The sequence below is a fragment of the Blautia intestinalis genome (genome assembly GCF_014297355.1).
Taxonomy (GTDB): domain Bacteria; phylum Bacillota; class Clostridia; order Lachnospirales; family Lachnospiraceae; genus Blautia_A; species Blautia_A intestinalis.
The window spans coordinates 152,811-178,837 of sequence record NZ_JACOQE010000001.1; the positions used below are offsets into that span (position 1 = coordinate 152,811).

At 40.7% G+C, this 26,027-nt stretch carries 21 protein-coding genes; 12 read left to right on the forward strand and 9 right to left on the reverse strand.

The features are described 5' to 3' along the window. Positions 1 to 210 precede the first annotated feature (210 nt). The 6 genes from mobQ to H8Z79_RS00670 all read right to left on the reverse strand — a co-directional run bounded on the left by mobQ (position 211) and on the right by H8Z79_RS00670 (position 5,346). Entirely contained in the window at positions 211 to 1,920 is a 1,710-nt protein-coding gene (mobQ, locus tag H8Z79_RS00645) for a MobQ family relaxase (protein WP_023924145.1), read from the reverse strand. A 135-nt stretch (positions 1,921 to 2,055) separates the two neighbouring features. Then, entirely contained in the window at positions 2,056 to 2,277 is a 222-nt protein-coding gene (locus tag H8Z79_RS00650; RefSeq protein ID WP_005428277.1) for a hypothetical protein, read from the reverse strand. A gap of 169 nt (positions 2,278 to 2,446) precedes the next feature. Then, entirely contained in the window at positions 2,447 to 3,304 is an 858-nt protein-coding gene (locus tag H8Z79_RS00655) for an ATP-binding protein (protein WP_005428275.1), read from the reverse strand. Continuing rightward, positions 3,301 to 4,017: a replication initiator protein A gene (locus H8Z79_RS00660; RefSeq protein WP_005428274.1), complete on the reverse strand. Its 717-nt coding sequence runs from the start codon at positions 4,015 to 4,017 to the stop codon at positions 3,301 to 3,303. The genes H8Z79_RS00655 and H8Z79_RS00660 overlap by 4 nt, the downstream gene beginning before the upstream one ends. 24 nt (positions 4,018 to 4,041) lie before the next feature. Further along, positions 4,042 to 4,425 carry a hypothetical protein gene (locus H8Z79_RS00665; RefSeq protein ID WP_005428271.1) on the reverse strand — a complete coding sequence of 128 codons (384 nt, stop codon included), beginning with the start codon at positions 4,423 to 4,425 and terminating at the stop codon, positions 4,042 to 4,044. Positions 4,426 to 4,428: 3 nt separating this feature from the next. Beyond that, positions 4,429 to 5,346, reverse strand: a complete 918-nt coding sequence (locus tag H8Z79_RS00670) for a ParM/StbA family protein (RefSeq protein ID WP_009245410.1) — start codon at positions 5,344 to 5,346, stop codon at positions 4,429 to 4,431. 537 nt (positions 5,347 to 5,883) lie between these two features. On the opposite strand from H8Z79_RS00670, the gene H8Z79_RS00675 reads away from it, so the two are divergent. The 6 genes from H8Z79_RS00675 to H8Z79_RS00700 all read left to right on the forward strand — a co-directional run bounded on the left by H8Z79_RS00675 (position 5,884) and on the right by H8Z79_RS00700 (position 12,194). Beyond that, positions 5,884 to 6,639, forward strand: a complete 756-nt coding sequence (locus H8Z79_RS00675) for a hypothetical protein (protein WP_005428267.1) — start codon at positions 5,884 to 5,886, stop codon at positions 6,637 to 6,639. Next, entirely contained in the window at positions 6,632 to 7,525 is an 894-nt protein-coding gene (locus tag H8Z79_RS00680; protein WP_005428264.1) for a hypothetical protein, read from the forward strand. Before H8Z79_RS00675 ends, H8Z79_RS00680 begins: the two co-directional genes overlap by 8 nt. Before the next feature lie 12 nt (positions 7,526 to 7,537). Continuing rightward, on the forward strand, positions 7,538 to 8,179 hold the full coding sequence (locus H8Z79_RS00685; RefSeq protein ID WP_009245407.1) for an ABC transporter ATP-binding protein: 642 nt from the start codon (positions 7,538 to 7,540) through the stop codon (positions 8,177 to 8,179). A 401-nt stretch (positions 8,180 to 8,580) separates the two neighbouring features. Then, entirely contained in the window at positions 8,581 to 10,101 is a 1,521-nt protein-coding gene (locus tag H8Z79_RS00690; RefSeq protein WP_005428257.1) for a DUF6034 family protein, read from the forward strand. Positions 10,102 to 10,216: 115 nt separating this feature from the next. Further along, positions 10,217 to 11,311, forward strand: coding sequence for a S8 family serine peptidase (locus H8Z79_RS00695; protein ID WP_009245400.1), 1,095 nt, complete (start codon positions 10,217 to 10,219; stop codon positions 11,309 to 11,311). Positions 11,312 to 11,336: 25 nt separating this feature from the next. Next, positions 11,337 to 12,194, forward strand: coding sequence for an ABC transporter transmembrane domain-containing protein (locus H8Z79_RS00700; protein ID WP_015526198.1), 858 nt, complete (start codon positions 11,337 to 11,339; stop codon positions 12,192 to 12,194). A 238-nt stretch (positions 12,195 to 12,432) separates the two neighbouring features. On the opposite strand, the gene H8Z79_RS00705 is transcribed toward H8Z79_RS00700, so the two are convergent. After that, a complete protein-coding gene (locus H8Z79_RS00705) occupies positions 12,433 to 14,676 on the reverse strand; it encodes a tetratricopeptide repeat protein (RefSeq protein WP_005428247.1) in 2,244 nt (747 codons plus the stop codon). A gap of 343 nt (positions 14,677 to 15,019) precedes the next feature. Here H8Z79_RS00705 and H8Z79_RS00710 point away from each other — a divergent pair, with 343 nt between their 5' ends. From H8Z79_RS00710 to H8Z79_RS00730, 5 genes are all read left to right on the forward strand, one after another. Continuing rightward, the gene (locus tag H8Z79_RS00710) at positions 15,020 to 15,187 is read left to right on the forward strand and encodes a hypothetical protein (RefSeq protein WP_009245398.1); all 168 of its coding nucleotides are present in this window, start codon (positions 15,020 to 15,022) and stop codon (positions 15,185 to 15,187) included. Between the two features lie 76 nt (positions 15,188 to 15,263). Beyond that, entirely contained in the window at positions 15,264 to 16,853 is a 1,590-nt protein-coding gene (locus tag H8Z79_RS00715) for a recombinase family protein (RefSeq protein WP_009245397.1), read from the forward strand. After that, complete coding sequence (locus tag H8Z79_RS00720; protein WP_005428244.1) at positions 16,850 to 18,442, forward strand: recombinase family protein; 1,593 nt, start codon at positions 16,850 to 16,852, stop codon at positions 18,440 to 18,442. Before H8Z79_RS00715 ends, H8Z79_RS00720 begins: the two co-directional genes overlap by 4 nt. Positions 18,443 to 18,528: 86 nt before the next feature. After that, entirely contained in the window at positions 18,529 to 19,401 is an 873-nt protein-coding gene (locus H8Z79_RS00725; RefSeq protein ID WP_330607514.1) for a S8 family serine peptidase, read from the forward strand. Between the two features lie 203 nt (positions 19,402 to 19,604). After that, on the forward strand, positions 19,605 to 20,714 hold the full coding sequence (locus tag H8Z79_RS00730; protein ID WP_118039328.1) for an Rpn family recombination-promoting nuclease/putative transposase: 1,110 nt from the start codon (positions 19,605 to 19,607) through the stop codon (positions 20,712 to 20,714). A 313-nt stretch (positions 20,715 to 21,027) separates the two neighbouring features. Here H8Z79_RS00730 and H8Z79_RS00735 read toward each other — a convergent pair whose 3' ends face one another. Both H8Z79_RS00735 and H8Z79_RS00740 read right to left on the reverse strand, forming a co-directional pair. Next, on the reverse strand, positions 21,028 to 22,443 hold the full coding sequence (locus tag H8Z79_RS00735; RefSeq protein WP_118039329.1) for a GH1 family beta-glucosidase: 1,416 nt from the start codon (positions 22,441 to 22,443) through the stop codon (positions 21,028 to 21,030). 42 nt (positions 22,444 to 22,485) lie between these two features. Then, on the reverse strand, positions 22,486 to 23,853 hold the full coding sequence (locus H8Z79_RS00740) for an MATE family efflux transporter (RefSeq protein ID WP_118039330.1): 1,368 nt from the start codon (positions 23,851 to 23,853) through the stop codon (positions 22,486 to 22,488). A gap of 171 nt (positions 23,854 to 24,024) precedes the next feature. On the opposite strand from H8Z79_RS00740, the gene H8Z79_RS00745 reads away from it, so the two are divergent. Beyond that, on the forward strand, positions 24,025 to 26,025 hold the full coding sequence (locus H8Z79_RS00745; RefSeq protein WP_118039331.1) for a beta-galactosidase: 2,001 nt from the start codon (positions 24,025 to 24,027) through the stop codon (positions 26,023 to 26,025). Positions 26,026 to 26,027: the final 2 nt, after the last annotated feature.

The following is a 26,027-nucleotide window of genomic DNA, read 5'->3' on the forward strand; positions in this document are numbered from 1 at the left end:
GAGCCCCCCAAACCCCATTTGTTGGCTTTACAAAGTAGGAATTTTTTGCTCAAGATAAAAAGAGAGTGCGTAAGCGGAAAGAAATCAAATTATGCTTACGCACTTTGTGCCTCACTTTTGCTCGGTGGTTAGCAGTTTGTGAATTATTGGGATGAAGCAATATAACTGTTTTGAGAAAACGGGATATTTTTTATATTAGTAGTTTAAACATTATAGTTCTGTGTTGTGCGATTTTTGCCTGGATTGAACAGGATGTTTTTTTTGCAATTCCTGTTTCCTCTGATATTCAAGTTCCCAGGTACGATGAGAGAAGCTATAGGGATCTTCCATATTGAGATCATCCACTTCATGGGTTGCGATATCACGATAGTGATAGTCATAATATTCACCAAAAGTACCTTTGAGCTGCTCAATCAGTTTCTCTCGGAAAGTAGGTCGTATCTGGATTCTGGCATCCAGTAATTCTGTATATTGCTCTGGTTTAGGCCGGAGTTTTTCCTCTTGGAAAGCGACAGCATCTTTTTCAAGCTGCTCTTTGAGAGCCATATCCTGAGAATCGAGAATATCCAGATTCTTATCCATCTGGTCGTATTTTCTGGAAAGGCTCGCCATATCTTTCTCTGTGGAGCATTCAGCCTGAAACAGCAGCTGTTCTTTGGCAGATTTCAGTTCCTCGATTTCTTCTGTTACGGTTGTAAGCTGCTGGTTTAACTTTATATGCTGGAAAGGATTTAGAATACTGGTTTTACTTTTTTGCACATTTAGTTCTTTCTTTTCAGTAACTTTCGCTTTGAGCTTTTTCTTAATGGTATCATATTTATTTAGGATAGGACGAAAATGCTGCATCCAGTCATGGATCACTTCTTTTTGCATTTCATTATGAAGTAAATGATATTGTGTAAAAATCATATGATTGCGGATTGCTTCTAATGTTTCTGCAATTACCGGAATAGATTTTTCGACAGCTTGAACCAATTTTTTTATCTGTGTTTTTAATTCCCGTAGTATTCTGTTATCCGCACGAACCCGACGGTTGATTTCACACCGGTCTGCTATCATGCCTTTCTTTTCCATATTCTGGGCAATGTAGCCTTCGTGGATGGTTGGCTGTTCAGTGATTCCCTGAGCTGCAAAACTGCGGTGATCAATGGCGGCATTTATCTGATTAAGGGCAAGCATTTTATTTACGGCATCTGCCCAGTTTGCTCTCCAGAGGCAGAGCTGTTCCTCACTGTTCCATTGTTCGGAAATCGGGTTTTGTCTGCCATACCGGGTGCTTTTTGGATGTTTGTCGATACGTTCATAACCTTTCTCCTGTGCTGCCGAGGGAGTCAGATATACTTTCTTTTTCCCAGCTTTATAACGATACTGTTTTTCCCAGCCCTCTTTCTGAGCATCCTTAAATTCAGAAGCAGTAAATCCCTTTTCCTCTCCATCTTTGATGCATAGATATTCTTTTTCGGTTTTATACTGCCATGTTCCGTTTTCGTTTAATGGACGGACAGTAAGTAGAATGTGTGCATGGGGATTGTGACCATCTGTATCGTGAATGGCGAAATCGGCACACATTCCCATATCTACAAAATTCTTTTGAATAAAATTCTGAAGAAGAGAAATATTGCTGTCTTTATCCAACTCAATAGGGAGTGCGACAACAAATTCTCTTGCCAGTCGGCTGTCTTTTGTTTTTTCAGCAGCTTCTACAGCATTCCAGAGTTGCTCCCGGTTTTTCCATTTAGGCGGAGCCATAGGGGGAAGCATTACTTCCTGATAGATCAGTCCATGTTTTCGGGTGTAGTCATGCTGGATGCCATCGTAATCATTGTATATGCGGCTACAGCTCATATAAGCAGATGCAGCGACAGCAGACCGCCCGGAACCACGGCTGACGACCTTGGCTTGCATATGATAAATTGCCATATCTGGCACCTCCTTTCGATGTTGCCTGCAACAGCGGATAGCCCTCGGCAGAGCGCACGAGCCCCGTAGGGGATACCACCGCCCGATTTATCGGGTGGTGAGTAAGTGCGCCCTTCGGGAGTAGAACTTGTGTATTTACATTCCTCTTAGCCGGAGCATCAGCTCCCGCTTTAGGGTATCTAAATCCATTTCTTTAATATGTGGAGCAATGCTTTCCAGAATCGCTCCTTCTTGAATCAATCTGCGTGTTCTGGCATTACGTTCCTTTTTACGGTTTCTTGCTTCGATTTCTTCCAGTCTGTGTTTTGCCTGTAAAAGCACTTTTTCTTCTGGTGTCATAATTCTTTTATTTGCCATATCTGGCACCTCCTTTTTATGCCCGTATCCGGGCGATTTAGTTTTAAAATCTTGTGGTTTAGTACTATAGTTTTAGATAACTGACAGTGGCATGTCTCTGGTGATAAATAAGAAAAGAAAGTAGTACTACTGTCAGTGAAAAATAGTTATTGTGCGATGCTGCTTTGTTTCAACTCTGGTTTGAAGTGTGATTATCTAACAGAATTTTTTTCGTTTTTTTTAAATTAGCTGTTGCATTGTCCTGACGGATATTCCGGTTATTGATACGGATGGGAACACATCTCTCCAGAATCCGGTCATAAATTCGCTTGTGTGCGATATCAGCGGCGTTATTCAGCTCTGATAAAGTGAGATTGGTTGTTATGATCAGGGGCTTTTTACTGCGGTAACGGCTGTCAATCACATTGAATACCTGTTCCAGTGCAAAGTCAGAGTTCCGTTCAATTCCGAGGTCATCAATGATCAGAAGGCTGTAGCGGTTTAAGCTGTGGATGAACTGATTCCTGTCTTCAAAATGCATTCCGGTAAGGGTATTCAGAATCCGGGAAAAGTTGGTCATCAGTACCGGGACGCCTTTTTCCAGAAGGGCATTGGCAATGCAGCCTGCAAAGAAAGATTTTCCAGTACCGACATCGCCCCAGATGAGAAGTCCGGAAGCGTTTGCTTTCATCTCTTCCCAGTTACTTACATAATTGTGTGCAAGTTTCATTTCCGGATTGCTGCCGTTATCTTTGGCAAAGGTGTAGTCATAAAGTGATTTGTCCTGTAAGCCGCTGGTTTTGAGATGCTCTATTTCCATTTGCTTTTCATGAAGTTTTCTCTGGGCTTCCTCCTGTTCAAAGATCTCCTGCTGGCACTTACAGCGGATGGAAGGAATAAGAACCTTTCCCTGTAATTCATGCCTGCACTGTCTTGGCGTATTGCATTTGGAACAGTAGATCAGGTGATTTGTTTCGTTAAAATATTCATCAGACTGAAGCTCTCTGTTTGGTGTGATAGCTGTTGGTTTTTCTGTAAATGTTGTCATAATGTTTCGTATTCCTCACTTTCATAATTTCGTTGCCGGGAAACAGGATGATCCTGTCTTGCCCAACGGATGATGGTAGCTGCATGGTTTTGGTATTGCTTTCCGGTAGAAGCCATATAACCGGATAAGCGTTCCATATAGTCCTGCCAGTCAGGGATTGTCTGCCGGATATTTTCCAGCTCCGTCTCTGACAGAAAAACATTTTGAAATGTTCCATAGGGTGAGCGTGGCTCTTTACTCCCTCTTATTGTTAAATGGTTCTTTTTTATCTCTTTCTTATTACTGGACAGTTTTCTGTCTGTATCAGGGAAAGAATCCTGTCTGTCAATAGGACAGTTTTCTGTCTGTCTTGAGGAAAGAATTCTGTCTGTATTGCTGAGGGTTTCTTTCGGGATTTTTACATAGATCCGATTAGGGTGTCCGGGTCCCTGCCGTTTTCGGAAGATAAGCTCTTGTTTTTCCAGTACTGCCAGAGCAGTTTTCACCGTCATCTGGCTTTTGTGGAGAACTTCTGCCAGTGCTTCAATCGTAAAGTAGAGGAACACATGACCATTTGTATCTGACCAGCCCTCATTTTTCTGGGAAAGCCTTGCACGGTCGAGCAGGATCATATAAAGCATTTTGGCAGTTTCGTTTATTTCCATGTCCAGAAGAAAACGGGGAAACATCATATAAGATGGCAGGCTTGTGTCTGCTGTCAGAAAGTCCGTCATGTGTTCACCTCCAATCACAATGGTTTATTCTCCAAGAAAATCCCAGTCTATATCACGATCCGGCTGTTCTTTTTCAGGAGCTGGAAAGGGCATCCTGATGGGGGATTCCCTTTCCAACATGCCTGCAGTCAGCCCGGACAGAAAAATCGGCAATGACTGTTTCAGGCTGTGTTCTACTGCTTCTACAATCTGTTTCACAAAAAGTTCTTCCCGTTCCCTTGTTTCCAGATAGGGATCAGCCTGAGTGCGGTAGTAGCGGTCAAAATAATCGACCAGTGCAAGGGAGATTACCTGGCTGTAAGATTTAAAATTCTGTCTGTCCATCGTCTGTAAATATTCCCAGGCTCTCCGCTGCTGGTCTTTGTCCAGATTAAATCGCAGGTTTGTGTTGCGGATATGGTTCTGCATGGCTTATCCCCTCCTTTTCAGGCTCATATAAGCCAGAGATTCATAACCTTTGGCAGTGGCACAGATATCATCAAGGATGGTAACTCGTGATTTGTCATACGCTCCAAAGTTACGGATCAGGCATCCACCGCCTCCGACCACATACAGGCGCATCAGGCCAGGATTGTATTCATATTTGCGGAGCGTGGCAAAAATATCTGTGACATACTGTCTGGCAACAGCAGTAATACAATCCAGATAAGACGCTGAAATGTCAGCGGTTCCAAACCGCAGAATCTGCTCTACGGTAGATTCTTCAATCTTTACTCCGAAGTTGTCCAGAACAGCGTTTTTAGCGGCAATCATGCATTGGTTTACGCCAAACTTTTCTGTCCAGCACCGGCTTTCCTGTGCTTTCTTATTATTGATATACAGAATGTTCATGGTTCCGTTGCCGATATCTGCAAGAAGATTTGTCCCCTTGAAATCTCCAAGTCGGTTTACGATAGCCGGATATCCCTGCGGGTAAAGGCTGCATCCCACAAAACGGAGATGATACTCTTTGCTGTTAAATCGGTAATGGACTTCTGGATTCTGGAGCAGATAGGAACGGAAATCTTCTCTCTGGTTTCTGATCCATGTCAGAGGAAGCCCGGCAGCCAGATGAACGTCTGCTTCACGGATGGAAAAGACATTCAGTTCCCTTGCAATCGCCATGAGAGTTAGAAGATAATATTCTTCGTCCATAGCTTTATCTGGGATAAATTCTTTGTGTCCTTCGCCAATCCGGTAGTAAATGCCGTTATATTCCAGAATATTCCCGGTGAAGATGGGTTCTGTTTCATAGGCTTTGATTCCGGTTGGTGTGACGGTATTTGCTGTTTTCATGTTGCCGTAGCCGTGATCTACAGCAATGATTTTTGTGTTTCTGAGTTCTCGCATAAAAAACACCTCCATTTTCGTATTGATTAATTCAGCAGGCTGTACCGGTGTGGTACTGCTTTGCTGTGAGATAAGCATACGAAAGTTGGAGGAAAAAGACATTGAGGGAAAATTGAGTTGGAATTGAAAAATAGGATATAATTTTGTAAAATAGAGCAATTTCTTTAGTTTTTTATAGCCCTGCATTTTTTTGTTATAAACGTTCATTAAATGTTGACATGTTATTATATAAATGGTAAAATTGTACAATAAAATGTGGAAAGTTGGATGGAATTTATTGAATTATAATAAAACTAATCGTACTTAACTGGCGGCTTATGTATTTGTAGAACTTAGAATAATAGAAAATTTAAAATATTATCAATTTTTACAGCTGTTGCAATGCTTTCAGTAGGAACAACAGTTTTTGCAAGTCCTTAACTGTTGTTTGATAAGGAGTGTAGTTTTATACAAATAGTGATATTATTGCAAAAAACTAGGATTTTATAAAAATAAAAAAATCAAGTCTATAGCTGTTTGAAGTGAGGAGAAAAGCGTATGAGAAATGTGTTGGCAACGGACATAAAAAACAATATTCGAAGCATTCGCTTTATTTTGGGGATTTTTCTAATCGTTTCGGCTACCCTGATGTCTGAGCATGAGATGTTGCAGAAGATCATAAATGCAGGCGGATCTGCAGAAGGACCAGGCTGGTTCGTAGCATACACCTATTGTATGAACAGCGTTAATATGCTTCTGTTTGTTCCCATTGCCGTTGCTTTTGCGGGTGGAGAGAATACGGAGGCTGAGCTGCACAGTCGTTTTTTTCTGTTCAGTTATATCCGTTCAGGGAGAAAACAGTATCTCGTAGGAAAAGCAGCAGGATTGTTGGTCTCCGGAGGTTTGACAGCTTTTTTAGCCATGGTGTTCCTTCTTGTAATCTGTATACTGAGGTTCGGTCAGTATCCTTCTCTGATTGACGGAAATTATGAGATGGCAGTGCTTGTGGGCAGAACGGCGGTAAGCTTTCTGAGATTGTTTTTAAATGGCGCTTTTTGGGCGCTAATTGGCGGTACGTCGGCTGTCATAACAAAAAATCGCTATATGTCCTATGCCGTTCCTTTTATTCTTTATTATGTCCTGACCGTATTTCAGGAGCGTTACTATCAAAAAGCATTCTTTCTGAGTCCCCGCTATTGGGCGGCGTCTATTTACTACAATGATATCTTCTGCATTGCTATATTAGCGGTTGGAAGTTTTTTAACGGCACTGATCTTTATGTGCGCAATAGAAAGAAGGTTGCGGTATGCGTGATATTAAACAGGCTTTTTGGATTGCAGGCCAGAATTTCTATGGATGGAAAAAAAGTCCGAGGATCTGGATGACCTTTATTTTGGCAGCTATATTATGTCTGATGCTGTCGGATCAGATTATTTCCCATGCGATAAAATATGAGACAATCCTTCAGGTATTCGAGCCGTTTATTTGGACATATGGGGATGCATCCTCTGTTATGCTGTCCTCCCTGCTTTTAATCCTGCTCTTTGCGGACATGCCATTTATCAGTCAGGCAACTCCGTATTGGCTTGTACGCACAAAACGGAAGATATGGCTTGCGGGTCAGATTATCTATGTGATCCTGGCGACTGTGATCTATAATATTTTTTTGGCTGTGATGCTTGGAATTATGGGAGCTCCCTTTTCCTTTACGGGAAATGTGTGGAGCGAAACAGCGGCAATGTTGGGCTATGGCGGTGGGGAGAGCATAACCGTTCCTGTTTCCATAAAAACAATGGAAAGCTCAACTCCTTATATGTGCGCAGCAATAGTGTTTGGACTTGTACTTTTATATACTCTTTTTATCGCAGTTCTCATGTTGTTTTTAAATCTGGCTGCGGGAAATATGGCAGGGGTGATCGGTGCTTTTGCAGTCAGTCTGTATGGGCTCCTGCTGAACCCAGATGTTTTCCGGAAACTGTTTCATTTTACAGAAAGTCAGGAATATAGGGCGAACGTGTTCTGCGGCTGGCTGTCTCCGTTGAACCAAGCTACCTTTCCCATGCACAGCTTTGGTTATGATTACCTGCCAGGGATCGGGATGAGCATGTTCATATTTGCAATATTAATCATAGCGCTGATCGGCTTGTCAGCCGTCCGAATTAAGGGCTATAATTTCTCTTTTACGCAGACAAACGAATAAATGGAGGGCAAAATGGAATATGCAATCAGGTTGAAGGGACTGACAAAATCCTTTCAAAAAGAAAAAGTATTAAAGAACATTACCCATGATTTTGAAAAAGGGAAGATTCATGGGATTATGGGGTTTAACGGTTCAGGGAAAACCGTAATGTTTAAATGCATCTGTGGATTTTTACAACCTGAGAGCGGCACAGTGCTCGTAGGGGGAAAACAGATCGGGAAGGAGCTGGACTTTCCAGATTCCGTAGGCATTATCATTGAAAACCCTGGCTTCTTTCTGGATCTCAGCGGTTTTGCGAATTTAAAGAGACTGGCGTCTCTGAAACACCGTATTTCCGATGACGATGTGAGGGCGACGATGCGTGCCCTAGGGCTTGATCCTCTGTCTAAAAAGAAGGTAGGACAGTATTCTCTTGGAATGCGTGAACGTCTTGGTATCGCACAGGCAATCATGGAAGATCCGGAGCTTTTGATATTGGACGAGCCTTTTAATGGTCTGGACAAGCAGGGGGCAGGAGAGGTCTGCGAGCTTTTGCGGGGATTAAAGGAACGAGGGAAGACTATTCTTATCGCAGCACATAACATGCTGGAGATCGAATGGCTCTGCGATACGATCTGTGAGATGGATGCAGGTGTCCTGACGCAGATAAAATAAAAATACGGGGGAAAGAATATGGGAAAGGTATTAATTAAATGCATTCAAACACCGAAGAAACTCAACAAAAATATGAAGAAAAACAGGAACACGATTGAGTCTTTTGGGTGCGTTTGTGGATGTGGTTGCCCATGTTCATATTGTGCTGCGACTTGGTTATCTCAGCATAATGCGGATGCTTCAAGAGTGGTTATTAGTAATGACAATAGCGTAATGTACTAACAAGTTATAGTTACTAGTACATAGAACAGACTGCCTTATACATTAAAATAAATAAGGTAGTCTGTTTCTAAAAAATATACGAAAACGTTAATAGTGTCAGGAAGGTATTTATAAGTTAAAGAGTTTATAATTGAAGTTTCGTGAAAAAGCGACAATTCTATAAGATATATGGAGGAAAAATGAAAAAAAGTGTTCTAGCAATTATGGTAGGTGCGTTGTGTATTATTCTTTCCAGCTGTCAGGAAACACCAGAGGAGAGTTCGGTAGTCAGCAAAGTGGATGGGATTAGCGAGGCGGCTGTCTGTGAACCTCTTAAAAAAGGAGAAAAGAGAGAGACAAATGTTCCAACGCATTGGAAATTTGAAGAAAAGAAAAGCAACGACCGTGTGGTTATCCAGGCAGATATTAAGTTGGGCGAACAAAGCATTGGCAATCTTCCAGTCATAGAGATGCAAAATCACGAGTTAACGCAGGAAGAACTGAATGGATTGATTGATTATTTTACGGACGGTGAGGAACTATATATGCCACAGATGGTGACAAAGGATGCGTATCAGGAAGTGTTAGACAGGATTTCCAGCAAGGAAGGAAGTTACTTGCAATCAGCATATTCTACATCGATTGCAGGGATTCAAAACGCAACCCGAGAGGGGATGGAGCTTGCACCGGATGAAGCGTCTGCACCGGAAAAGATGGAGATAAAATTTCAAAAAAAAACAGAGGATCACGGTGTGGAAGCGGCACGGAGTTGGATGAGTACTGAATTGGAAAACACAGATACAGAGGATTATTTTACTGCAGATGTGGGCGAGGACAGGAAGGCATATATAGAAGCAGAGCGGTATAATCAGGAAATTGACAATGACAGTAGTTTTCTCTGGATGGAGGGTTCTAATTTTATAGAAGAAGAAACAATAGAAACTGAGGAAATGCAGAGTGAGTATTACAGTAGCTTTGGCATGGATACCAACGGCTATACAGAGAAATTTCATGAACTGGCAGATGCGTATCGAAAGTGCATGGACAAGATCACCTTTACAGAGGAAGATGGAAAGGAACAGGCAGAACAAGTTTTAGAGGATTTAGGTATCGATGGAATGGGCCTTGTAGATTCTGATCGTACCGTGTGGTTCCCGAATGGCGCATGTTCAGAGCGCAATGGTCTGGGACTTGGTAGTGATGCTTTGTGGCAGGGAGATCTGGATAGAGGATTACCGGGATATCTGTATTGTTTTTCGAAAAGTGTAGAGGGTATTACTTCAGTTCCTGATGGCGTGGTTGCGGAAGAAACAGTGGATAGTTATGTGCCTCCGTTCCAGGTAGAAACAATCTCTATTCTGATAACAGAGGAAGGAATTAAATATTTTAAATGGGATGGGATATCGGAAGAAGTCTGTACGGTGACGGAAAATACAAAGCTTCTGCCTTTTGAAAAAATACAGGCAAAGCTGACAGATCAGATTTTTTATTGGTATTCCGGAAAAGGCCAGTCTGCCAACGACACTACCGCACTGGAGTATGATGTGGTAAACGCAAAATTGCAGTATACTTATACCACAGCCTATCAGGAGCCGAAACACGCATGGTTGGTTCCAGCATGGATTTTTACTGTCAGGGAAAGTATTGGTGGAAATTCTCTACAGGAGCTTTCTTATGTGATCAATGCTTATGATGGCAGTGTGATTGGAGAAGCATATTAGGGTTCAGCGACACTTGAATTTTTATTGACCATAGAATTACAAGGTTTATCATGAGAATAATAAATATGCGATATTTGGCTTGGATATATAACAGGTAAGAATAGGAATAGTGCAAATGATTAAGCTCGCATTGATTGATAACGGTATACCTTATCATATGAGAAATAACAGGAATCAAAGGATTGTTCATAAATCTTTTTTGGCTTCTAAATGCGATCCAAGTGAGTATAAAGACGATAAATCATTCCATGGCGCTGTATGCGTCGGAATTATCACAAGCATATGTAGTGATATAGAATTATGGGACTTGAATGTGACTGACTCTGCAGGAACAACACAGATCACAGTTTTGCTGGAAGCTTTGGAATGGTGTATTCAAAATAAAATAAAGTTAATTCACATGAGTCTTGGAACAATCAATTATTTTGATATTAAACCCTTATGGATTCAAATAAAAAGATTACTTGATGCTGATGCGATTATAGTAGCAGCATATCATAACAGAAATATAAAGACTTATCCAGCTGCATATCCAGGTGTTTTTGGTGTCAGGCAGGATCGTTATGGTCTTTTGGGAAATGGTCAAATTCTGTTTCAAGAACAAAAAGGTTATAATATTGAGAATTCTATTATAGCAAATTTTTCGTGGAATGGGATCGTAAATCAAGCCAATAGTTATGCGGCTCCTGTTGTCACTGGACATATTGCTACATATTTAAACAGAAAGCCCACAGCAGGATTTGATGATGTTATGGACTTTTTGATGACTATAGCAACGCATAAATCTGATTATCCGGATATACTAGAAAATGTAATAAGGGATAAAACCAATATAGAGATACCGGTAATTGCCGGTATTGATTTAGATTACGAGGAAATGATACAGCTAAAAGTGATGTTTAGTCAGAACGGTTATTACGCAATAAATCTGCAGAAAAATCCTTTAGATGAAAATGTAATTCCTTTAGAATATTATGACGATTCCAATGAGTCATTGAACGATATCCTTTATACAGTATATATAGCTTATGAACCTGATATTATTCTTTTGAATCAAGAGGAAGAAATATTTGAAAGTAGTAAGGCATCAGATATAGATATGTATATTGTGCGTAAAAATAATATGTATGAATTGTATGCAGAAGATCGAATAGGAATAACTTACAATATAGAGGATATATATGAGCTTGTTTGTCAATATTTTGCTTAACGAATAGTGAGGATGGCAATTGGATATGAGAGAAAATGGGAAAACATGGTATCGAATTTGTAAAATGTTGTGTGAATATAAAAAGTATTTTCCAGGGATTATCTGTTGCCTTTTGGGTTCATCATTCATAACGTTTATACACCCACTGCTTATAAGACAAATAACAGATTGTGGTATATTGCAGAAAAACATGAAATACATTCTTTTATTTTCTGTTATATTAATAATAATTTCTTTAACCCAGCAAGAGTTAAATATAATCCAAACAAAATTATTTTCAAATGTACATAATCAGTTTACACATTCTCTCTATAAAAAGACTTACTGGAAAATCAATAGGATGAAAATACAGTATTTTGCTGAAAGAGGAAGTGCAGAGATTATAAATACAATTGGTATGGATATTGATAATGTGTCATCTGTTGTGGATCAGATTACTCAGTTTTCTATATCATCAATTCTCCAAATAATAGGAGGAGTAGTTGGGCTGTCCTTATTAGACTGGAAATTAGCAATATTGATAGAAGCAATTATTCCACTGAAATTTATAATAGTGTCCTATTGTGCAAACAAGAAACGGGAAGTGTTTGAACAGTGGATTGAGGATAAACGAAAGTTTATGAGTTGGTTTGCCGAGTGTATAAATGGAATTCATGAAATGAAGCTCTGGAATCTGTTTCAGGTAAAAAAATCTCAATTTGAAGGTCTGCAAAAAGATTTGATGGATTCATATAAAAAGAACGCAATGCTAGATGAATATAGTACTGTCAGTGTTGTAGTAATAGACACGGTTGTAAATGCGTTATTATATATATTAAGTGGGCTTTTTATAATAAAAGGAGAATTCACTATAGGCGGAGCATTTGCTTTTATTACATATTGAACAAGCAGAGGAGCATATTTACAAGTTCTCAGGCATTGATGAAGGCAATATACCTAGACTATAAAAAATTTGAGATAGGAGGAGCGAAAAGTGTCAAAAAAAGAAAAGTGATCCTTATGTAAACGCTCCATGTCTAAGAAAAAATGGAAATGGACAAGCGCCTAGTCTTGGAGTGTATCTCAAAACTAGGCGTTTACATTATTGAGGCAATATATTTTACAAGTGTTTGTAGGAACCGTTAGTGCTTGGTGAGAAGAATACTTTTTGCCAGAGCAATTCCAGCTTGTGGATACAATTCTTGAATTGCTTGATATTTTTCTTCAATCAATTCGGGTTCGTCTGCCCATATATCCTCATAAATTTTCAAGGCTTTTTTAAAATGGGTTTTCGCTTGCGAAATATTTGCAGTGATCAGGCAGATACTTCCAAGGGATTCCTGTACCTGGGCATAATCCAAACAGTGGTTTGAATTATATTCTTTGATAATCTGTGCTAATTTCTGAAGAGCAGACAGGGCAAGGTCAGGTTCTTGTATTTCAATTAAGAGGACAGCATAATTATTAATCTGAGGAATACTGTCATTAGTATAAAGAAGCTGGTATTGTTGTAAAAGAGAGATACCCATTTTCATGTGCCTTTTAGCGAGATCAAGTTGTCCGTTGATTCGGTAAAGCCCTCCAAGATTGGAATGGAGGTTGGAAACCAGGTGGGCATTTTCTTTTGTGGTTTCTTTTATTTGAGCAAGTGCTTCTTTTTCTAATTTTATCGCTTTTTCTGTTTTGGGTTCCAGAGTTGCCTGATAATCCAATAGTAAGGCACGGTCAGATGCAGTCCCGTAAGTATTTGCTTTTATAAAATGCTGTAGTTCCTGGATGATTTTTTTCATACCCTTTTGATAGTGGTACTTCTCCATATATGGAAAAACATCTTCTAAAAATAACAGGTATTGGGGAATATCGTCCTTTTCAATGAAAAGCATGATGTTTTCTACTGTTTGAAATAATTTTTTATAATAGCTAACTTCAATGCCATGCATCAAACATATTTTTTGCAGAGAATCCAATAACGTGTGGCAGCTTGTAACAGAAGGTGCGGTCTCGGAAACTGCAATTTCCTGAATCATTGGATGCAGAGAAATAGTATGCCGGAGACTTGACTGTACAAAACCTGTCTCGATCAGATCATTCACGTCATTTAAAGTAGGCAGCTCCAGCCATTTGGAAAATATACGGGCAGAAATACCAGATGAAGGCATAAAACACATATTGCACATAATATCCTGCTGTTTCCGTGATAAGGAGTATAACGAAAACAGGGTATGGATATGGTTGTAATAGGTGGCTTTTTTGCTCTGACCATCTTTCATTACTTTAATCTTATCTTCATTATGAAGAGAAGCCTTTTCCTCTTGAAGTTTTATCAATAATTGCTCTGGAGTTAAAATTCCATTTTCCAGAAGTTTGGCTGCCAGTTCGACAGCAAAAGTATGGTAGTGTACAGTTTCTATGATTTTTTCTACGATTGCCCGGTTTTCCTCTGCTTCTGAATAAAATACAGATGTCAGTTGAAAAAGAGTGGGTATATCTTTCAGTTCTTTTAATTGAAAACTACAGTATTCAGACAGTTGGCTTCTGGTTGTAAATAAAACCCGGCAACGGTATTTTAATACGACTGACAGGCAACTGTCCTGTGTGGATGTGACATTAAAATTGTCTATGATCAGCAGTGTATCAGATTTCAAAGAGCGTAAGAAACGGTTATGTCTTTGAAAACGTTCCTGCTCACTGATTTCTGGTGGATCATCAATAAAATCCATGTCTACAATATCTTGATATAGATTACCGGTGTATTCCATATAGAGAATATTGGTGTACTGTTTTCTGTATTGCTTTGCATAGGCTTTAGCAAGCTCGCTTTTTCCAATTCCGGCAATTCCATAAAGAAATATATGTCGGTTCTCTTCAAACAAAGTATGGAGTTCATCCAGTTCTTCTTCTCTTCCTAGAAAATGACGGCATGGTTTTGGGACTTCGCTGTCCATAATGTAATCCAGAACAATCGGAGATAGAACACCTCCTGCAATCAGTTTTTGATTTCTTGTATCACGTTTAATAAATTGCCGTTCCATACCAAAAGAAAGTACTTTTGCTAAAAACAACAGCCTTGAATCAGAAGGTTTATATAGAGATACAAGTTCCTGCTTTTTTGTATCCGAAATCGTATCGTCCTGTATGAATAACGTGTAAATGTCCTGTATAACCATGTTGCAGTCTGCCATTAAGGGAAGTAAGTTCCGCTGAATGGTTGTTGCCAGTTTTTTCTGATTGCTGGGTTTTGCATAATATGAGGTTATTTTGGGACTGATTTTTGCTTGTCCGGTTATCCAGCGGCAAATTAGACCATTATCCATAGAAAAATCTTCATTTATCGGATCATTCATAAAATCTTCAAATAATTCGTATAAAAAATCAGGTTGGTTCATCTGATTGCTTTCACTGATTTGATTTTTTAGGCATGTGCTAATAGAAGAAAAATCACATCGTTCCAACAGAAATCCCTCCTTTGGTTTTCGTGTTTTATATTCTTAAAGTCTTTTTATTATAACACGAACAAATGTTCCGGACAATAGGAATTGATACTGTATAGGAAGAAAATGAATCTTAAAAACTCAATCTGCGGTCAATTTCAATTCAATGTGATTGGTGCAGAATAATTTTAGAATGTAATCAGGCTTTCGAAAGCCGAATTCAATTCATACAGAACTTTTGTACAATCCTGCCGGCATAGGATGTAGAGAGAACTGTATGCTGAAGGAGGCATATAGCATGAATACGTTATTTGATTCTGTAGAAGTTCTGGATACAAAAAAAGAAATCCAAAAAGAGAATGTAAGCTATGAACATGCAGGATATCAGATTCGAGTGCATTTTAATGGGGAAAAGACATTGATCCAGTGCATTCAGAATCTTACTGAACGAAAAATTGCAGGTTGATTTTCTTAAGTTCTTGTTGTAAAATAAAGACAATTAAAGACAATGACTACGCAAGACCGATGAAAAGAGGGATAGAATGTATCAGGCAGGAATTTATTGCCGAATTTCCATTGAAGAGCAAAATAAAGAGGGTGAATACAGCAATAGTATTCACTCTCAGATTCAGATGGCAAGAGATTATATTGCAGAGAATAAAGATATTGCAGAGAAAAAAGTTTATGTAGACGATGGGGCTTCTGGAAGTAATTTTGAAAGAACTGAATTTCGGAGGATGCTGGCAGATATTGAGCTTGGTGTTATCAATATGGTGATTTTTAAGGACGTATCTCGACTTGGAAGAGAACATATTGATACCAACTATTATCTAGGCAAATATTTCCCGGAGAAACAGATTCGGATTGTTTCGATTCTGGATAATTATGATTCAGCCGTTGGAACTTATGATGAAATGTTAGAAATAAAAACTTTGCTGAATGATATGTATTTGAGAGATACATCCAGAAAGATTAAGACAACGATTCAGACCAAAAGAAGTATGGGCGAATATACTCCGAAACAGCCCCCCTTTGGATATGTGAAAAGTAAAACAATTCATAATCATCTGGAAATTGATCCTTATGCAGCCGAGGTTGTTCGAAGAATTTACAGAATGTATCAAAATGGATTTGGCTGTACGGTTATTTGCAGGACTTTGAATGAAGATGAAATCCCTTGTCCCGCAAAATATAAAAAGGAAGTTTTAAAAACCAATTATGTATGGGATTCGGGAAAAGGTCTGTGGACATCGTCTACTGTAAGTGGAATTTTAAAGAATCCGGTCTATACTGGGGCGGTTGTGATTCGGAAACATGAAAGACCGTCTTATAAGCTGAAATACAAAAAGGCAATTCCCCTGGAAGAAATGGAGCTGGTGCCGGATGCACATGAGGCAATCATTTCTAAAGAAGAGTTTGATAGGGTTCAGCAAATAAGAAAGGGGCGCAGAGTTTCCTATTTTGATAAAAACAATGAACCACATAAATATGTGGGACTGCTCTTTTGTGGGAAATGTAAAACAGCCATGCGAAAACGTTATCTGGCATCTCATAAAGACTATGACGGATATATGTGTGGTTTTCATCAGAAGCAGGGGCAGAATTACTGTGAGCTGAATCATATTACATTTGAAAAGCTGGATGAACTGGTTGTATTTGCAATCAACCAGCAATTGAAACAGATGAAGATGGATATGAAGAATCTGGAAACTCAGATCAGACAGAAACAGCCGGAACTGGATGGTAAAATTGCAAAATTGCAGGCAAAAATAGAAAGAAATCTGGAATACCGGAAACGAGCATATGAACAGTTTATGGATGAAGTACTTTCCAAAGAGGAATATCTGGAATTAAAACAGATGTATGAAACAGAGAATCAGAAATATCAAAAAGAATTATCAGAACTGAACCATGAAGAGCAAAGGCAGCGGGCGGCGGTCAATGAAACAAAGATATGGTTGGAGCACTTTAATCGCAGAAGAATAACGGTAAAGCAGCTTACCAGAGAAGCGCTTGTGGAGTTAGTTGATAAAATTTATGTATATCCAGAGCAGAAAATAGATATATATTTTAAGTTTGCTTCAGTAGAGAGTTCACCAGATAGAATACTTGAGAAAGATGGGGTGATATGATGTATCAGATGGGTGTATATTGTCGTCTGTCGAAGGATGATGGAGAGAATAAAGTTAGTGAGAGTATTGAAAATCAGATGAAACTGATTCGTGAGTATGTGACTAAATCAGAGGATCTGGAAATCGCAGATATTTATATTGATGACGGTTATTCGGGGCTTTATTTTGCGAATAGACCGGAATTTCAGCGGATGATGGAGGATATCTACAAAGGGAAAATTCAAGGCGTTATTACGAAAGATATTTCCCGGCTTGGGCGTGAACATATTGAAACCAGTAACTATATTGAGCGTGTTTTTCCATCTTTGGGTGTGCGTTATATTGCAATTTTGGATGGCGTGGATTCTGTTCATCACAGTAATGAAGAATTGGCACAGTTTAAGACGTTGTTTAATGATATGTATAGTCGTGATATATCTAAGAAAATCAGAGGTGCATTGACCGCCCAGAAGAAACGGGGACAGTTTATGTCTGGGTTTGCCCCATATGGATATGTAAAAGATCCGGCAGATAAGCATCATTTTCTTGTAGATGAAGAAGCAGCTAAAGTGGTACGGAGAATCTTTTATATGAGTTTGGAAGGATATTCCAGGGATGGTATTGCAAAGAAACTGAATCAGGAAGGAATTCTGACACCGTCAGAGTATAAGAGAAAGGTGCAGGGATTGAAATATGCCAATGCATTAGAAAAAGCGGGTGCAAAGGGCTGGGCATATCCTACGATCAATGTAATTTTGCGAAACAGAGTTTATACAGGGGCTATGGTACAGCATAAATCAGAAAAGATATCCTATAAAGTGGAAAAGTATCAATATATTCCAGAGGAACAGCAGTATATTGTGGAAGGAATGCACGAAGCAATTATTAGCAAAGATACTTTTGAGCAGGTACAGGAACTTATGAAGAAAAGAACACGGACACCGGGATTTAATAGCGAAGTGAGAAAGGTAAATCCATACGCAGGAATTATTGTTTGTGGAGATTGCGGATATAATTTCCAGAGGGTTACTTGTCGGGACGGTTATGAGTGCGGTACCTATCACAAAAAAGGAAACACAGTTTGTTATTCTCATTTCATTAAAAAAGAAGTATTGGATTCTATTGTAAAAAATGAAATCCAAAGACAAGCGGAACTGGCACTGAAAGAAAGTGATAAGGATGAAATATTAAAAGTAGCAGATAGGAAGAAGGAGGTGCAGAGACGATGTGCAGAAGCAGACCAGCAGATTGAACGGTTACAAAAAGAACTTGCGGCTGTCCAAAAGTATAAAAAGAAAACTTACGAAAATTATGTAGATGGTGTTCTGGATAAAGAAGAATATCTCTCCTATAAGGCAGAATATGAAAAGCAGGATAAAGATATCAGGGCGAAGATTCAGTTGGCAGAACAAGAGAAAGACAGCTTTGGAGAGGCAGAAGAATCTTATGAAAACTGGATAGAGAAATTTATCAAGTATGGAACATTATCCGAAGTGACAAGAGAAATTGTGACAGAATTGATTGAAAAAATTGTTGTGAATGGAGATAAGAGCATTGATATTGTATTTAAGTATCAGTCGCCTTATCCGGTAGAAAAACAGGCAGTGTAAAGACTGCAAATTTTTTTACAGTAATTTTCCCCTAGTTATAATGAACACATCAGGGGGATTCGCTTCTGGAGACTTATATCAGCAACGTGGCAAACGTGGGGCGGTCTGTCATTTGCGTGGGAAGTGGAAACAATGGAAATGACCGTATCCATACCGCGGGAAGACTGCAGCAAGGGCAGAGCGAGATCGTGGAGATGAGCATAGGAGCCTATGAGACGACGTTAAACCTGCAGTTATGGAAAGCTTATGCAGATGAAATTGAAATTTTTCTTGAGACACCTTCGGGAGAAAATTTACCGGTTCTGTCGGAGAGAATCGGTACTCAGAGATATCGGGCAGGCGAGACGGAGCTGCTGGTTTATTATGGAAAACCGGGACCTTTTCAGGTAACACAGGAGATCTACGTTGATTTTCTCCCAACGGGAACATATCTCACTTCAGGTATCTGGAAAATCCATCTGCAGGGCAGGAGAATCAGAGAAGGAAATTATAATCTGTGGCTTCCGGGCGGAAATGTGTTGAATCCTGTGACAGGATTTTACCGGCCGGTTGCGGCAGAAACCCTGACGATTCCATCGACTGCATCGAAAGTGATCACAGTAGGGGCATATGATTCGAGGTTAAATGCATTTGCTGATTTTACCGGCCGGGGCGGAGAAAACCTGCCTTATCCAAAACCTGATCTGGTCGCGCCGGGGGTCGACATCCTTGCACCGTCGGTTGGAGGCGGCTATACAGGTGTGACGGGAACATCTTTTGCGACGCCGTTTGTGACAGGGGCGGCAGCATTGATGATGGAATGGGGAATTGTAAGAGGAAACGATCCTTTTCTCTGGGGCGAAAAAGTGAAGGCATATCTCCGCCGCGGTGCCCAGCCCCTGCCCGGGTTTGACCGGTACCCGAATGAAAGTGTGGGGTGGGGGGTACTATGTACAGCACAAAGTCTCCCGCAGGAATGATAATTTTTGCATCCATGTGCAATCCGCATGAACCTAGCATTTCCACTTGGCAGACTGCAGGCTAATGATTATTGGATTGTATATATCAAAGATATAAAACTTTTATAAAGTGTGTGAGTTATCTTGTTGATGAAAATAGTACATGTTACAATAAGACTGTAATAATCTTTTGATCTGTGATTTGTTTCCGGTTAGGAGGCAAAATGGAAAAAGCATCACAGGACAGAAGAGAAAAGAACGCAAGCTACCAGCCGGAAATACATGTGAGAAATGCAAACAGTCGGGAGATTTTTAAGAATAACAGGCTGACAAGCCAGTTTCTGAGAAATTACACAAATATTCCGTTGTTGTCAAATGTGATGCCGGAGGATATTGAGGATGTATCAGAGAAATATCAGGCATTTCTGGGTGTGGAATTTGAGTCGGACACGATCAAGAAAGTATATATCCGCAAAGCAGATGGTATCATAGAAAGAGAAGTATACGTATTGTCATTGATCGAGCACAAGAGTGACATTGATTATGATGTGGCAATGCAGTTGCTTCGGTACATGTGTGTGATCTGGCAGGAGTATAAAGCGACTCAGAATAAAATCCAGGAAGGAAGTAGCCGACGTAAAAATTTCCGCTATCCGTTGATTATTCCGATTGTATATTATGAGGGAAAATGGAAATGGACTGCAGATTTGAATCTGAAAGACCGCATTGAATTTTCAGAAGAAATGGAAAAATACATCCCGGATTTTACATATCAGGTAGTGAGTGTGAGGCAATATACAAATGAAGAACTCAGCAAAAAACATGATGAAATGTCACTGGTGATGCTGATTAATAAGATACAGACAGAGGAAGATCTTTCGGAGTTCAGAAAGGGTTCGGAGGAAATGGTGGAGTCTGTTTATGGAAATGCACCAGATGAGATAAAAGAGATATACAAGAAAATATTATGGTCATTACTGATGAAATTGAAAGTACCGAACGAAGAAGCCAGTAACATCATAGGCGAGATTGGAGGTCATGGTATGGGATATCTGTTTGAGAATATGGACGAAATAGATATTGGGGCTTTAAAAAGAAATACTGCAAGAGAAAAGCAGCGAGCAGATGAAGAAAAGCAGCGAGCAGATGAAGAAAAACAGCGAGCAGATGAAGAAAAGCAGCGAGCAAATGAAGAAAAACAGCGGGCAGATGAAGAAAAACAGTTAAGGATTGAGGCTGAAAAGAGAGTAGCAGATGAGAGAAAGCAAAGGAAAACGCTTGAGGATGAAGTTGCACGTCTGAAAAAGCTGTTAGAGATTCAGGAAAAGAAGTAACATATAGAAATACCGTATCATGTTAATAAGTTTAAAACGGAAACAAATCTAATCAAAAGATATAACTAAACAGGGAAAATCAGTTGTTCATATCCATACTGAGGAGATAAAAATCAGTTGTTCCATTTCAACAAAGGCGGAGCAGAGACCTGAATGGAATCATTGAACAGTATCCTGCCACCGTAAAACCGATGCATTATCTGTATGTAAAGCCAACAAGAGCAAAAACAGATATTATGATCAACAGTGGCAGGAATAATGTAGCATTTGACCTGTTTGTATCAAAAATTGAACAGCTTCTTAAGGGGCGGAATTAAATTTCACCGTTGTTTTTTATGTAGTCACGGTACCAGTAAGCGGAATCTTTCATGATCCGCTGCTGTGTGCGGTAGTCTACATAGATAAGTCCGAAGCGTTCAGAGTAACCTTTTGACCATTCGAAATTATCCATCAGTGACCAGTGGAAATAACCACGGATATCGGCAGCGGTAGCTGCCTTTTTTAATTCACCGAGATATCTTGCGAGGAAGTCGATACGGTTCGGATCATGTACTTTGCCATCGAGAGAAACAACGTCATGGCAGGACAGTCCGTTTTCGGTAATGTAGATCGGTGTTTGGTATCTTTCGTAGAGGAAGCGCGGTCCCCAGTTGAGGCATTCCGGTGTCACCGGCCAGTCGATAGCGGTTTTCGGGAATCCTTCATAGCGTTTTACAAACTCCGGTTTGCCGTCTTTACCCATGCGGACGCACTGACCGTTGTAGATGTTCTGTCCGTACATGTCAATCGGCTGGGAGATCAGCTTCATATCTTCATCCGTGATCTTTGGAAGATATTTTTCATATTTTACGAGGCCTTCTTTCGGATACTGACCGAAAAAGACCGGATCGGACCACCAGGAAACGTTCCAGGTCCAGTTCTGCTTATCAGCAGGAAGTGAGAATAAGGCGGTTCTTGCAGCTTCAATATCCTGTGCGGATTCTGTTGCAGGATAGCACATAGATGCAGTAGGGGCATAACCGATGCAAAGCTTCTGTTTGCCATAGGCACGAAGCATCTGTACAGCTTTGCCGTGTGCTTTCAGAGCATTATGTGCCATCTCGAAAGTATCACGCAGCGGGGCCTGTACACCGGGAGCATGATCTCCGGTCAGGAAGCCGAGGCCGATGAAACACTGTGGTTCGTTTAAAGTAAAGAAATTTTTTACACGGTCACTGAAACGTTCCGCAACGAGACGCGCATAATCACCGAACCATTCTACAATCTGCGGATTGAGCCAGCCGCCTCTTTTGTAGAGTTCATATGGCAGTTCCCAGTGGTATAAAGTGACGTAAGGTTCGATATCATTTTTCAGAAGTTCGTCGATGAGAGCGTTATAAAAAGCAATCCCTTTTTCATTGACGGTACCGAAGCCATTCGGAAGGACACGGCTCCAGTCGATGGAGAAACGATATGCCTGAATGCCCATTTCTTTCATCAGTTTTACATCTTCTTTAAAGTGATGGTAATGATCGCAGGCAATTTCTCCGGTATGGTTTTCAAAGATCCTGCCTTCTTCTCTGGTAAAAATATCCCAGATGTGTGCGCCTTTGCCGTCTTCTGTTACAGCACCTTCAATCTGATAGGAACTGGTAGCTGCTCCCCATACAAAATCAGAAGGGAATTTTGCTTTATCAGAAGATGGAGATAATGATTCAGAAGAAAAATTTGTTATATTTGTATGATTCATTGTGGTCTCCTTTGATATCTATGTGATTTTTCTTACAGGGGGTTATTTCGTTTCTTTTTTGAGGATTGAATTGAACAGTGTCAGGAACGTGATCGTGGTCGCGGCGGCGGCAAGGACATCACTTACCGGCTCTGCGAGAAAGACTGCGAAGACTTTATCCGGCAGGAAGTGCGGCAGGATAAAAATCAGCGGGATCAGCAGGATGATCTTTCGCAGACAGGCAAGCAGCAGGCTGACCTTTGCCTGACCGAGAGCCATGAAACTCTGCTGGCAGCTTATCTGAAAACCAGTAGAAAAGATGCCAGCCATATAGATGCGCAGCGCCCATGAAGAATACTCTACCAATTCTTTGTTTGCAGTAAATATAGAAGCAAATATCTGAGGGAAGAGCATGATCACAGCCCAGAATGTAAAGGTATAAGCAACACATGCACAGAACTGCGTGAAAAAAGCCTTTTTGACACGTTCCGGCTTGTCCGCGCCATAGTTGTAACTGATAATCGGCTGCCCACCCTGACAGATTCCCTGAACCGGCATTGCTACAAGCAGGTTGATGCTTGTGATGATCGTCATGGCACCGACTGCTACATCCCCACCGTAGCGGGAAAGACTGTTTGTGAAACTGATCGACAGAAGACTTTCTGTAGACAACATGACAAATGTTGAAATACCGAGTGCAAGGCACGGACCGAATACACGAACTTCGAGACGCATGTTTTCTTTCGTTAATCGTAAGATTGTTTTCTTTCCGGTCAGGAAGCGAAGAATCCAGATGGCGCCGACTGCCTGACTGAGTACCGTGGCAAGTGCGGCACCTCGTACTCCCATTCCCAGAACAAAGATAAAAACCGGATCAAGGATGATATTGATCACAGCACCGATGACGGTGGTCATCATACTGATCTTTGCAAATCCCTGTGTAGTGATAAAAGGATTCATACCAAGTACGATCAGTACAAAGAAACTTCCGAGAATATAAATTCTTGCATAAGCTGTGGCATAGGACATGGTTGCACTGCTTGCACCGAAAAGTTTTAATAAGGTTGGTGCACTTATGTAAAAGAGAATCGTCAGAATAACGGCAAGCCCTGTCAGCAAAGTAAAACAGTTACCGACGATTTTTTCTGCCGTATCATGGTCTTTCTTTCCCATAGCGATTGCAGCACGCGGCGCCCCACCTGAACCGACCAGCATGGCAAAGGCATTTAACAGCATAAGGATTGGTGCAAAAAGCCCGACACCGGTGAGGGCAGCCGCGCCGATCCCCGGAATATGCCCAATATATATCCTGTCTACAATATTATAAAGCAGGTTGATGACCTGTGCGACAACGGCAGGGATCGCCAGCTGCGCCAGTAGTTTTGGGATGCTTCCCGTTTCCATGGGATTTGTATTGTTTTGATTCTGCATGATGATCGTCTCCTGAAAATGATATAAAACAATTATATATAAAAATCAGGTTCTTGACAATAAAGGGCAAAATAGAAATAGTATCCTGAATCTCAGAGAAAATAATGTCAAATATCGATCAACTATGTTAAAGTATAACTAAGGAATAAAAAAGAGAGGGACAGGAAACCAATGAAAGAATTACTGTACGGAGCAGCATATTACGATGAATATATGCCATATGACCGGCTTGAAAAAGATGTTGCCATGATGAAAAAGGCTGGGATCAACACCATTCGGATTGCAGAATCAACGTGGAGTACATGCGAGCCGCAGGAGGGTGTCTTTGATTTTTCGCATGTGACCCGTGTGATGGATGCGATGGAAGAAGCGGGAATCAACGTCATCATTGGGACTCCGACTTATGCGGTGCCGACATGGATGGTGAAAGCTTATCCGGATGTGCTTGCAGAGACTGTCAAAGGACGGGGCATTTACGGTGCAAGACAGATTATGGATATCACACATCCGGTCTATCGCTATTATGCGGAACGCGTGATCCGTAAACTGATGGAAGTTTCGGCACACCGAAAATGTGTGATCGGATTCCAGCTTGACAATGAAACGAAATATTACGGAACTGCGGGTAAAAATGTTCAGCTTGGTTTTGTCAAATACCTTAGAGAAAAATTCAACAACGATCTTAATGCACTGAATCATGAGTTTGGGCTGGATTACTGGAGCAATCGGATCAATGCATGGGAAGATTTTCCTGATGTGCGCGGAACAATCAATGGAAGCCTTGGTGCGGAGTTTGAAAAATATCAGCGCAGCCTTGTTGAGGAGTTCCTTGGCTGGCAGGCAGAGATTGTTTCAGAATATAAGAGAGAAGATCAGTTTATCACCCACAATCTGGATTTTGAATGGCGTGGCTATTCCTATGGTGTACAGCCGGATGTAGATCATTTTAAATGTGCGAAGCACCTGACACTTGCCGGTGTGGATATTTATCATCCGACACAGGATACACTTACAGGTGCTGAAATCGCTTTTGGCGGGGATCTGATTCGCTCCCTGAAAAACGATAACTACCTTGTGCTGGAAACGGAAGCACAGGGATATCCGGGCTGGACTCCGTATGACGGGCAGCTCCGCCTGCAGGCATACAGCCATCTGGCAGCAGGAGCACTTGGCGTCATGTACTGGCACTGGCATTCCATTCATAATTCTTTTGAGACGTACTGGCGGGGACTTCTGAGCCATGATATGGAAGAAAATGCCGTTTACCGCGAGGCATGTATTATAGGAAATGAGTTTAAAAAATTATCTCCCGTTCTGTCTGGCTTTAAGAAAAATAATAAAGCTGCAATTATGGTGAATAATGAATCTCTGACCGCGCTCAAATGGTTCGGAATCGAAGCGGACGCTGCCGGAAATAATGGAATCAGATATAACGATGTGGTACGCTGGATCTATGATGCCCTCTATAAAATGAATATTGAGTGTGACATTATTTATTCAGAGAGTACGGATATCGAAAAATATAAGGCAGTCATCCTGCCGGCAATGTACGTGGCTGATGAAAAGCTCCTGAAGTGTCTGAAAGATTATACAATGCACGGAGGCACACTGATCGCTACATTCAAGACAGCCTTTGCCAATGAAAATGTAAAAGTATATCAGGACAGACAGCCACATATTTTAAACGAAGTGTTTGGCATATATTATCAACAGTTTACATTTCCGAAAAATGTGACTCTGACCGGATTTGAGAGCGGTGCGCCGGCGGCGGAACATTTTATGGAACTTCTGATGTCGGAAGGTGCGGAAACTGTTTTGTCATATCAGCATTCAAACTGGAAAAAATATACCGCGGTTACGCGTCATGCATATGGCAAAGGTGAAGCGTGGTATATCGGATGTATGTTTGAAGAAAAGTACCTGCAGCAGTTATTTGTCCGGATTCTGGGAGAGAACGGAATCCATGCGGCAGCGCCGGAACAGTTTCCGGTGATCGTCCGCGAGGGCATAAATGAAAAAGGTGAAAATATTCGCTTTTACCTGAATTATGCATGGGAAGAGCAAATAATTAAAGTTTCAGAGAAATTCAGTACAGTACTCGGTACAGCAGATGAGGAACACCGGGAAGTTTCTCTTGGCTCATGGGATGTATGTATCATAAAAATCGGGTAAGA